The sequence below is a fragment of the Candidatus Margulisiibacteriota bacterium genome, from assembly GCA_028715625.1.
Classification (GTDB): domain Bacteria; phylum Margulisbacteria; class Riflemargulisbacteria; order GWF2-35-9; family GWF2-35-9; genus JAQURL01.
This window is the reverse complement of the sequence record JAQURL010000055.1, coordinates 1,284-11,561: the sequence shown is the minus strand read 5'-3', so window position 1 is coordinate 11,561 and position 10,278 is coordinate 1,284. Positions and strand designations below refer to the sequence as shown.

The window sequence follows — 10,278 nt, the reverse complement described above, 5'->3', positions numbered from 1 at the left end:
AAAGTATCACAGAAATATTTGTGATATTGAGGTAAAACATAGGGTGTATTATAGACAACAAATTGATCCAGCATCCTGGCAGTATGAGTTTGTAAAAATTTATGATTTAGAGTTTTAATTACATCTTCATGCATAACTCCATTAAAAACCAATTCTTCCTTAATCAGCACGTTTGAATTCCTGCCCTGAACAAACATATATTTAAAACTTGGATACTGTACTAATTTGTTATATAAATTCTGTAATGTGTGGATTAAATCGGTTTTTAAAGTTTTTAAATGGTTTAATAGGTAAAAGTCATTTCCCTGCACAGAATTCTTTTCATATTTTAATAATAATGCAGTTTTCATATTATTACCGTTACCTATTTTTTTTCACATATAATTTTACGTTTAGCCATTATGATACTCCCAAAAAAAATGTCAACAATATTTTTACAGATGAAAAAGTGAAAATTACCCCTCGTACTGCGGCTTTAGTATACGTTAAAAAGTACTAAAAAGGAACCGTGAATATATTTATTTTTTAGAATTTATTTCCCAAATATCCTTAGCCATAAATAAATTAACATAATATAATAATCAAAAATGAGTGAAAATATTTCCGAAAATAATTTTGATCTGGGTAACGGACCGGATGGCAGACCATTTAAATTCTATATAATTGACGATTCCGTGTTTATGATAAAAACCTTGCGGGATATTATCGAATCTTTCGGTGGTTATGTAGTCGGCGGCTCCGCCAACGCCATTGACGCCATGGCCTGTCTAAAAAAGGTAAGTGCCAATGTTGATATTATTACTCTGGATATAAATATGCCCGGAATGGATGGTATGACCCTTTTACCTATTTTACGCGGAATTTTACCAAACGTAAAAATCGTGGTTATCAGCGCCCTTGGTAAGGTAGAATCTATAAAAAAAACTATCCTTCTGGGAGCAAACCACTTTATTTTAAAACCTTTTAAAGAAAAACAAATGTTTAATGTCTTTAACTATCTTTGTCACCTGGACTCCAAAGCAATTTCCGGGCAGAAAAGAATAACCAACCATCAGGATCAACCTTTAAGAATTTTTGCCGTGGAAACTGATGAAGCTCATATGGTCACTACGCATACAATATTGGACTGGTTCGGTTGCAACATCGTAGGAGTAAGTATCAATTCCGGGAAAGAACTGTTGGAAAGAATAAAAAATGTCCAGAGCATTCTTGATGTCATCATGATTAATAGCAAGCTGAAGCAGGATATACCTTCTTTGATTAAAAAAATTATTGAAATGAACCCCACACTGATTATCGTTATTTTGACTGATAACCCTGATTCGGAATTGATACGTGAAATTTTCAAAAATGATTCTTATCATAGAATAACAGCAGCCAATGAAAATAACCTTTTTGAAAAACTTACCTCATTGTTCCCCCTGCTTTAACCCGAGATAGCAAAGAATTTCCGACCAGTTCTTGGCGACAAATCCGTTGTAGTCGGACGGATAATGATGATCATTATAATAAACAGGAAAAGCTACTTCCCTGAGCATATGTAAGTCGCTGGGGCCGTCACCAACAGCCATGGCCTGTGAAGATTTAATATTTTCTTTTTCCAAAATACTTCGTACAGCATTTCCCTTATGGTCATAGGGTAGAATTATATTTATCCTGCCAGTTAATTTTTTATCTTCAATCTCCAGGGGATTGGCCCTGTAGCCTGTTAATCCGAACCTTTCAACGATATGTCCTGCCAGTTGTGCTATACCATTGGAAATTAAATAAATCCTGATTTGTTTCTCCAGTAATTTTTCAAAAAGATAAATTGTTTCCGGCAGGATCTCGATTTGTGTTATCGTCTCCTCAAGTAAATCCTGATGCGCACCGGCCCAAGCCTCCACATCGAGCCTGGCAAATTGCTCATAATCAATCTCCCGCTTGCTGAACTGTTCCAGATAATGCCGGCCCAAACTTTCCCAAGTATTAAGTTTTTTGTGCATGGCTTCCCAAAGAGTATCCCCACGATGTATGGTCCCATCAATATCAAAAAAAGCGATTTTAATCTTGTTTAGAAGCATGATTTATTGGCCAGCATTCCGCAAGCTGCGCTTATTTCCGCGCCTTTGCTGTAACGGATGGTAACATTTAGCCCGTTTTCTGTCAGAATATTTGCAAAATTTTTAACTTCAGCGACGGAGGGGGCAATATATTCATTATCAATGTTATTAAAAGGAATAAGGTTAATGTGAAATCCTTTATGTCGCAAGGCTTTTACAAGTTGTTGGGCGTGCAACGCAGAATCATTAATGTTCTTTAATAAAACATATTCGAAACTAACCCTTCTCCCCGTTTTTTCAGCATAGCGAGAAGCGGCTCTGAGCAGTTTGGATAGTGGATTGGTTTTATTCACAGGCATGAGACTGGAACGCAAACTGTCATCGCCGGCATTCAGAGAAATAGCCAGATTGAATTTCATCGGACTTTCCAGCAACCGTTCAATGCCTGCCAAAATACCGGAAGTAGAAATTGTAAAATTTCTTATGCCGATATTAGCGCCCAGTTTATGATTAAGTACGTGCACCGCTTTCAGAACCTCAGCAATATTCAACAGAGGTTCACCCATGCCCATAAATACCAGGTTTTTAATGACATATCCGGACTTAACGGCAATCATATACTGGGCAATGATTTCACCGGCTGTCAGGTTGCGTCTGAAACCATATTTACCTGTAGCGCAGAACACACAACCCAGCGGGCATCCTGCCTGAGAAGATACACAAAGCGTGTAGTAGTCTTTCTCTTTTAAAACCACACTCTCAATAATAAGTTCTTCATTTAAAGCAATTCGATATTTTACCGAGCCTTTGGAAACAATTTTGGTAAAAGCAGGCAAAACGCAGGTAAATTTTTCAGCAAGCAGGTTTCTTTCCTGTTTCGACAAAGTCGTGATTTGTTCAAAATCAGCAGCATTTTTTTTATAAATCCAGGAGAAAATCTCTTTTATTTTATAAACAGGAAAGAATAACGGCTGTAACTCTTCTGTTAATTCTTCCAGATTCAAATCATAAAAATTTTTCATAAAAGTAATTATATCATTACTCATGCAAATATTAGCTTAAAGTTTTCTCGGTTATGCATTAAAATAGGATATGGTATGATAGCGGGAGATTAAAAACCGGTGCTTCCCGCAAAAAGGAGGTATTAATTTGTCCTCAATTTTTAATAAAAATCTGTCCGAGCATTCTCAAACTTTTAATGCTCTCCAAAATCTGGAACCTCAGATACTGGAACTTAGTGAGAAAATTGTTAAAGCTTTTAAAACAGGCAATAAAGTGTTTTTTTTTGGAAACGGCGGAAGCGCAGCTGATGCACAGCATTTTGCTGCGGAACTAACCGGTCGTTTTCAAAAAGAACGCAGAGCCTTGCCTGCAATCGCCCTAACAACAGACACATCCGCTCTGACCGCTCTGGGAAACGATTACGGATTTGATATTATTTTCTCACGGCAAGTAGAAGCTCTGGCTTCCGAAGGAGATGTCCTCATCGGAATATCTACAAGCGGGAACAGTGCAAATGTTGTAAAAGCTTTGGAAACAGGAGCAAAATTGGGTTGTTACTGTTGCGGTCTAAGCGGAAATAGCGGTGGGAAAATGAATAACTGCTGCGAGCTGAATATTGTAATGCCCAGTAAAAATACGCCGAGGATACAGGAAGCTCATATCTTTATCATTCATACTCTGTGCCAGCTGATAGAAGACGAGTTTGCCCAATAATGAACAAAGAATTTATTATAGGCATAGATGTAGGTGGCACCAAGATTGCCGCAGCAATTGCGGATAATAAAGGGAATATCCTGGCTAATTTTATAACCCCGACCGAAGCCAAAAAAGGCGATAACGTCGTGGCAGATAAAATTTTGCTTTGTATCAAACATTTGCTCAAGGAGTCTGGTCTTTCAGTCAAAAAATTGAAAAATATTGTTATTGGCATTCCGGGACAAATCGACCGCATCAAGGGTATTATTCTTAACGCACCGAATATTGCCGGTTGGAAAGATTTTAATATTCAAAAATATCTGCACAAAGAATTCCCAAAAACCAAAATTCTACTTGAAAATGACGCTCACTGCGCCACTATGGGCGAATTTTTTTATGGTGCCGGCAAAGAATTCAGGAATATGATTTTTTTGACTATCAGTACCGGAATCGGCGGTGGCATTATCCTGAACAAAAAACTTTATTCGGGAAAGCACCATATTGCCGGAGAAATAGGGCACATGGCCCTGAATCTGTCTTCAGACGAAGATCACAAATGCGGCTGCGGACGAATGGGCTGTTTTGAAGCCTACGCTTCCGGCATAAATATGGCCAAAAGAGCGCAAAAAAAATTGAAAGATTTAAATATGATAAAAGATGATTACGGAGGAAAAATTCTGGAATTAGCTGAAGGTAATCTCAATAAAATTACCGCTGTTATTATCAGTCAGGCCGCCTCCATGCAAGACAAATTTGCCTGTGAAATCATAGAAGAAAACGGGTTTTATATTGGGATTGCCTGTGTAAACCTGATTAACCTGCTGGACCCGGATGCTATTATCCTGGGAGGTGGAGTCAGTAAAATAGGGACGATACTTTTTGACTCTATAACCAAAACAGTACATGAACATGTTAAAATGACTTCCAAACTGGAAACTCAAATCCTTCCGGCCAAGACAGGGACCGACGCGGGGATTTTAGGCGCACTGGCCATAGGTATAAGCCGATGATTTATATTATAGATTATGAAGCCGGCAACATCCGTAGCGTAGCCAGGGCTTTTCATTTTTTTAAAAAAGAAGTAACTATAACTTCGGACCTTAGTAAAGTAAAACCTAAAGACTTACTTGTACTGCCGGGTGTCGGTTCTTTCGGGTTTGCCATGAAGGAACTGCAGAAGAAAAAAATGATTGATCCGATCAAAGACTTGATTACAAATAAAACTCCATTTCTGGGGATTTGTCTGGGGTTGCAGTTATTATTTGACAACAGCGAAGAAAGTCCCGGCATCGAAGGTCTGGGAATATTGAAAGGTTCTGTTAAAAAGTTCAAATCAGACAAGTTATCCATACCACAGATCGGCTGGAATGATATCCGGATAAAAAAAACCGAATTTAAGGAATTTGATAAACAATATTTTTACTTCGTACATTCATACTACGTTGATCCTGCTGATAAAAAAAACGTTCTGGCCATGACCAATTATGGAATTGATTATGTATCTGCCGTAATAAAAGAAAATCTAATAGCCACTCAATTCCACCCTGAAAAAAGCAGCAAAATAGGATTAAAATTTCTGGAAAAAGTGCTACAATACTTTAAAGTATCATGAAAGTAATCGCAGCGATAGATTTACTGCACAACGAGTGTGTGCGGTTATATAAAGGTAACTATAATCAGGTAACTGTATATTCCAATGACCCGGTGGATATGGCTAAAAAATTTCAGACAGAGGGCGCGGACATAATCCACGTTGTAGATTTGGAAGGCGCGCTAAAGGGTATGCCTGTTCATTTTGATACTATCGTCAATATTCAGAAAAACGTGCGTATCCCGGTAGAAGTTGGGGGCGGTATTCGTAATATCGATTCCATAAAAAAATATTGGGACGCGGGAATAAAACGTATTATTCTGGGTTCTTCTGTTGTTTTAAACGAAAAATTCGCCTCAGATGCTCTTACGCATTATAAAAACAACATCATATTCGGTATCGATGCCAGAGAAGATAACATTGCCGTTAACGGCTGGATTGAAACCACAAGCTATAAAGTGATAGAAACTATCCAAAAATACGAAAAGCAGGGTCTGCAGGAAATAATCTATACAGACATCAACAAGGACGGGGCAATGGAAGGGCCAAACCTGGAGATGTTGAAAAAAATCCTGAACGAATCCAACGTTAAAATTATTGCTTCCGGGGGAATTTCTTCCTTGAAGGATATCAGTTATCTGCGGACTATTTCCGATAAATTTATGCGTAAAAAAATATACGGATGCATTTTGGGTAAAGCTATTTATGAAAACAAATTGACTGTAGGGGAAGTCAAGAAATCAATCTATGGGCCTTGAAATTGAAGCATTAAAAAATGATATAAAATCCTTACTTCAAAAATACTCTCGCGGTTCGGAGCAGCAACAGGACTTATTAAACGAATTCATTCTGGCCACACTTCTTTATAATTGGGAAGACCCTGAACCTGACGAAATTATTCCCTTAAAAGAAGGTCTCGATGAAATTCGCAAGTCTATTACCATGTTCAAGAAATATAAATATGACACAAAGATATCTATCTTCGGTTCAGCCAGAGTTGCCGCGGACGACGCTCTTTATCACATCACTTCCGAATTCGCCCGAAAAGCGGTTTACAATAACTACAAAATAATCACCGGGGCCGGTCCCGGGATTATGGAAGCGGGTAATGTAGGCGCAGGGCCGGAAAACAGTTTCGGCCTGGGATTAAATCTGCCCTTCGAAAACGACAGTGGCGTGTTTGCTGAATTTCCCGAACATATAACGGTCTTTAAACATTTTTATTCCAGAAAACTTACCTTTTACCGTGAATCTCAGGCAATCGTTGTTATGCCCGGCGGGTTCGGGACCATGGATGAAATTTTTCAGGGCATGGCCTCCATTCAAACCGGCAAACTGCATGTCAGGCCTTTTCTTTTAATGGACAAACCGGGCGGGGTATTCTGGAACAATTTTGATATCTGGCTCAAAGAAAATTTATTAAAAAACCAATATATTGATAACGATGATATGCTTATTTATAGAATTTTTTACAACGCGGACGACAGCCTTAACTACATAAAACACTTCTATCACAACTTTTTTTCCTATTTTATGCTGGAGGACCGTTTGTTTTTTCAGCTGAAAATAAAGCTGAAAGATGCGCAGCTCAAAGAACTCAATGATTATGCGCGGCAGTACCTGTTTTCCGAGTTTATTTTCGTAAGAGAAAGATATTACAATAACGGCAATCTTTATGTGTACAGCTGTAAAAAACTTAACCTCTATCAATATATAAACGTTATAAAACTTATTGAAATGATTAACAATTTTTAGATATGATTATTACACTCACTGGCAAAATAGGTTCGGGCAAAGATACAGTAAGAAGTCTTCTTAATGTCCCTTCCGATTTTACTGTTATTGACGCGGACAAGTTAGGCCACGAACTGCTGGAAGAAAAAAAAATTGTTGAAAAAATCAAAGAGATATTTCCTCAAACTGTTATAGACGGAAAAATCAGCAGAAAGGCTCTGGCCAAGGCTGTTTTCCCCCGAAAAATCAGAATATTAAATAATATTATTCATCCTTTGCTCATAGAAAAAATACGACAACAGGTTACCTCCAAAACTATAATTCATGCAGCGTTACTCAAAGAACTGAAGCTTAGAAAAACAAGCAATATTGTCATTTTTGTAGACACGCGTCTGGATATTGTTCTGAAAAGATTAGGAGTAAAATGGTCAAAAAAACAAATCCTGCAGCGCTGGAAAGCTCAGGTCTCGACCGTATGGTACAGAAAACACGCGGATATTATTATTAAAAATAATTCCTCACTGGAGGAACTGAAAAAAGAAATTATAAAGAAATGTCAGACTTTGTTTTAAAATCTTCTTTTTCACCGACCGGAGACCAACCGCAAGCTATTGAACAACTGGTCAACGGCATTAAAAAAGGCTATAAATTCCAGACCCTGCATGGCGTCACCGGCAGCGGGAAAACTTACACGCTGGCCAATGTTATACGTCAGGTGAACAAACCTGTGCTGATGATGGCCCACAATAAAACTCTGGCCGCTCAGCTTACCAGCGAATACAAGGAATTTTTCCCTGACAACGCGGTGGAGTACTTCATAAGTTATTATGATTATTATCAACCTGAAGCTTATCTGCCCAGCACTGATACATATATAGAAAAAGATTCGTCAATAAATGATGAGATCGACCGGCTGCGCCATAAAGCCACTTATTCTCTGTTTAACCGCAGTGATGTCCTGATTGTTTCTTCGGTATCCTGTATCTACGGACTAGGATCTCCTGAGTATTATGCGCAGGGCAGTTTCTGTCTGGCCAAGGGCCAGATGTTTCCCAGAGAAAAATTACTGGAATCGCTTATCAACGCACGTTATGAACGTAATGATCTGAACCTGACACGCGGTAAATTCAGAGTCATGGGTGAAGTCGTGGAAATTTTCCCGGCCTATGACGAGAACATTTTGCGAGTGGAGTTCTGGGGAGATGAAATAGAAAATGTCCTCTATATCGATCCATTGAACAGGTCCGTAAAAAATAAATTCGATTCCTTTATGATCTATCCAGCCAGCCATTATGTGGTCCCTACCGTTAATGTAAAAGATATAGTAGAAAAAATCAAAATTGAGCTGGCCGACCGTCTGAAGGTCTTTAAGGCTGAAAACAAACTGCTGGAAGCCCAGCGTCTGGAACAACGGACTATGTTCGATATAGAAATGATGGAGGAAATAGGGTACTGTTCGGGCATTGAAAATTATTCTCGTATTTTAACCGGTAGAAATCCCGGTGAACCTCCTTATACACTGATTGATTATTTCCCCAAAGATTTTTTGTTGATTGTAGATGAATCGCATGTTACTTTGCCACAGGTTAGGGGAATGTATGCCGGAGATAAATCCAGAAAAACTGTATTAGTGGATTATGGCTTCCGACTGCCCAGCGCGCTGGACAATCGTCCACTGAACTTTCCTGAATTTGAGGCCAAGATACCGCAGGTGATCTTTGTTTCAGCCACACCAGGGCCTTATGAAACAGAGCACTCTATACAGGTTGTGGAGCAGATCATCCGGCCCACAGGACTGCTGGATCCTGCAATAGAGATCCGTAAAACCGAAAATCAGATGCAAAATCTCATGGAAGAAATCAAAAAACGAGTAGCTGATAAAGAACGAACCCTGGTTGTGACCATAACCAAAAAAATGGCCGAAGAACTGGCAGAATATCTGCTGCAACATCAGTTAAAAACCCGTTATCTGCATTCGGATATTAATACCCTGGACCGCTATGAAATTTTACGTGACTTGCGCACAGGAGATTTTGATGTTTTGGTAGGCATTAATTTGTTAAGAGAAGGCCTGGACCTGCCCGAAGTTTCACTGATAGCCATTCTGGACGCGGACAAAGAGGGCTTTTTGCGCGACGAACGTTCATTAATCCAGATTATCGGCAGGGCAGCCAGAAATGTTAAAGGGACTGTGTTGCTGTACGCTGATAAAATGACCAAATCCATGGAAAAAGCTATATATGAAACCAATCGCAGGCGCAAGATTCAAAAAGAATATAATGATGCTCATGGGATTACTCCCACCAACATCTATTCCAAGATCAAAGATAATATCCGGGAAGAGGGGGCCAAACAGAAAAAGGACCTGAACAGGGTACAAAAAGAGCTGGAATGGCTTGACCAGATAAAAAAAGAAGACATGCTGCCGCATGAGCTGCTCACCACAACAGATATGCTCAGAAAACAAATGCATAAGGCAGCAAGAGACCTGGAATTTGAAAAAGCCGCCCTGATCCGTGATAAAATCTCAAGTTTGCAAGGCAGGGACAAAACACCATAAAACAACATGCCGTCATTGAAAATCTCTGTTTATTCATATACACTATTTTAAATGAAACCTAAATTTTCCTTTGCTTTACTGCTTCTGGCCAGTTTTCTTTATGCTGTAACTGACAATTTTGTTCCCGGGGAAATAATTTATAAATATAAGCAGGGGCTCGATCCGCAATTACAAACTAATCAGTACCGTGTATTTACCAGTCAGGCTGTCACTATGAATATTCCTTTTAAAATAAAAGAAGACAAAACTTTATTTCAGAATAGTGCTATACAACAACAAACAGGACTTCACGCGCAATTAGCTGCAACATCATTACAAAATAAAAAAGATTCATATTTACTGGAAGGTATTCACAAAATAATGCTGGAAAATGCTGACGATATGACAGCAGCACTGGAATGGCTTAAAGCGCAAAGCAATATTGAGTACGCCCATCCCAATTTTATTGTAAAAGCTTATGGCATACCGCCAAATGATACTTATTACGTCAGCGATCAAAAAGCAATTTTTGACAGGTATGATATGACCCAGGCCTGGGCAGTAACTACAGGTTCCAGCTCGGTGATTGTGGCGGTTGTTGATTCCGGCGTGGATTACAATCATGTTGATCTGGCAGGAAAAGTCATCAAAGGGCATGACTATGTAAATAATGA

12 protein-coding genes are annotated in these 10,278 nt (G+C 38.9%); 9 read left to right on the top strand and 3 right to left on the bottom strand.

What is annotated here, in order from left to right:
* Nucleotides 1-350: hypothetical protein (locus PHV30_08920; GenBank protein MDD5457140.1), on the bottom strand; the 350-nt coding region annotated here is incomplete at its 3' end.
* Between the two features lie 237 nt (nucleotides 351-587).
* On the opposite strand from PHV30_08920, the gene PHV30_08915 reads away from it, so the two are divergent.
* Nucleotides 588-1,430: a response regulator gene (locus PHV30_08915; protein MDD5457139.1), complete on the top strand. Its 843-nt coding sequence runs from the start codon at nucleotides 588-590 to the stop codon at nucleotides 1,428-1,430.
* Here the strand turns inward: PHV30_08915 and PHV30_08910 are convergent.
* Nucleotides 1,410-2,063, bottom strand: a complete 654-nt coding sequence (locus PHV30_08910) for an HAD family phosphatase (GenBank protein ID MDD5457138.1) — start codon at nucleotides 2,061-2,063, stop codon at nucleotides 1,410-1,412. The genes PHV30_08915 and PHV30_08910 overlap by 21 nt on opposite strands.
* A complete protein-coding gene (gene rlmN / locus PHV30_08905) occupies nucleotides 2,054-3,088 on the bottom strand; it encodes a 23S rRNA (adenine(2503)-C(2))-methyltransferase RlmN (GenBank protein MDD5457137.1) in 1,035 nt (344 codons plus the stop codon). The genes PHV30_08910 and rlmN overlap by 10 nt, the downstream gene beginning before the upstream one ends.
* A gap of 112 nt (nucleotides 3,089-3,200) precedes the next feature.
* On the opposite strand from rlmN, the gene gmhA reads away from it, so the two are divergent.
* The 8 genes from gmhA to PHV30_08865 all read left to right on the top strand — a co-directional run.
* Nucleotides 3,201-3,758, top strand: a complete 558-nt coding sequence (gmhA, locus tag PHV30_08900; protein ID MDD5457136.1) for a D-sedoheptulose 7-phosphate isomerase — start codon at nucleotides 3,201-3,203, stop codon at nucleotides 3,756-3,758.
* Nucleotides 3,758-4,750 carry an ROK family protein gene (locus PHV30_08895; protein ID MDD5457135.1) on the top strand — a complete coding sequence of 331 codons (993 nt, stop codon included), beginning with the start codon at nucleotides 3,758-3,760 and terminating at the stop codon, nucleotides 4,748-4,750. The genes gmhA and PHV30_08895 overlap by 1 nt, the downstream gene beginning before the upstream one ends.
* The gene (gene hisH / locus PHV30_08890; GenBank protein ID MDD5457134.1) at nucleotides 4,747-5,352 is read left to right on the top strand and encodes an imidazole glycerol phosphate synthase subunit HisH; all 606 of its coding nucleotides are present in this window, start codon (nucleotides 4,747-4,749) and stop codon (nucleotides 5,350-5,352) included. Before PHV30_08895 ends, hisH begins: the two co-directional genes overlap by 4 nt.
* Nucleotides 5,349-6,089 (top strand): 1-(5-phosphoribosyl)-5-[(5-phosphoribosylamino)methylideneamino]imidazole-4-carboxamide isomerase, encoded by a 741-nt coding sequence (gene hisA, locus PHV30_08885; GenBank protein MDD5457133.1) that lies wholly within the window; start codon nucleotides 5,349-5,351, stop codon nucleotides 6,087-6,089. The genes hisH and hisA overlap by 4 nt, the downstream gene beginning before the upstream one ends.
* A complete protein-coding gene (locus tag PHV30_08880; GenBank protein MDD5457132.1) occupies nucleotides 6,079-7,086 on the top strand; it encodes an LOG family protein in 1,008 nt (335 codons plus the stop codon). Before hisA ends, PHV30_08880 begins: the two co-directional genes overlap by 11 nt.
* Nucleotides 7,087-7,088: 2 nt before the next feature.
* A complete protein-coding gene (coaE, locus tag PHV30_08875) occupies nucleotides 7,089-7,637 on the top strand; it encodes a dephospho-CoA kinase (protein ID MDD5457131.1) in 549 nt (182 codons plus the stop codon).
* Nucleotides 7,619-9,625 (top strand): excinuclease ABC subunit UvrB, encoded by a 2,007-nt coding sequence (uvrB, locus tag PHV30_08870; protein MDD5457130.1) that lies wholly within the window; start codon nucleotides 7,619-7,621, stop codon nucleotides 9,623-9,625. Before coaE ends, uvrB begins: the two co-directional genes overlap by 19 nt.
* Before the next feature lie 51 nt (nucleotides 9,626-9,676).
* The coding region (locus PHV30_08865; GenBank protein ID MDD5457129.1) for a hypothetical protein at nucleotides 9,677-10,278 on the top strand (602 nt) is incomplete at its 3' end.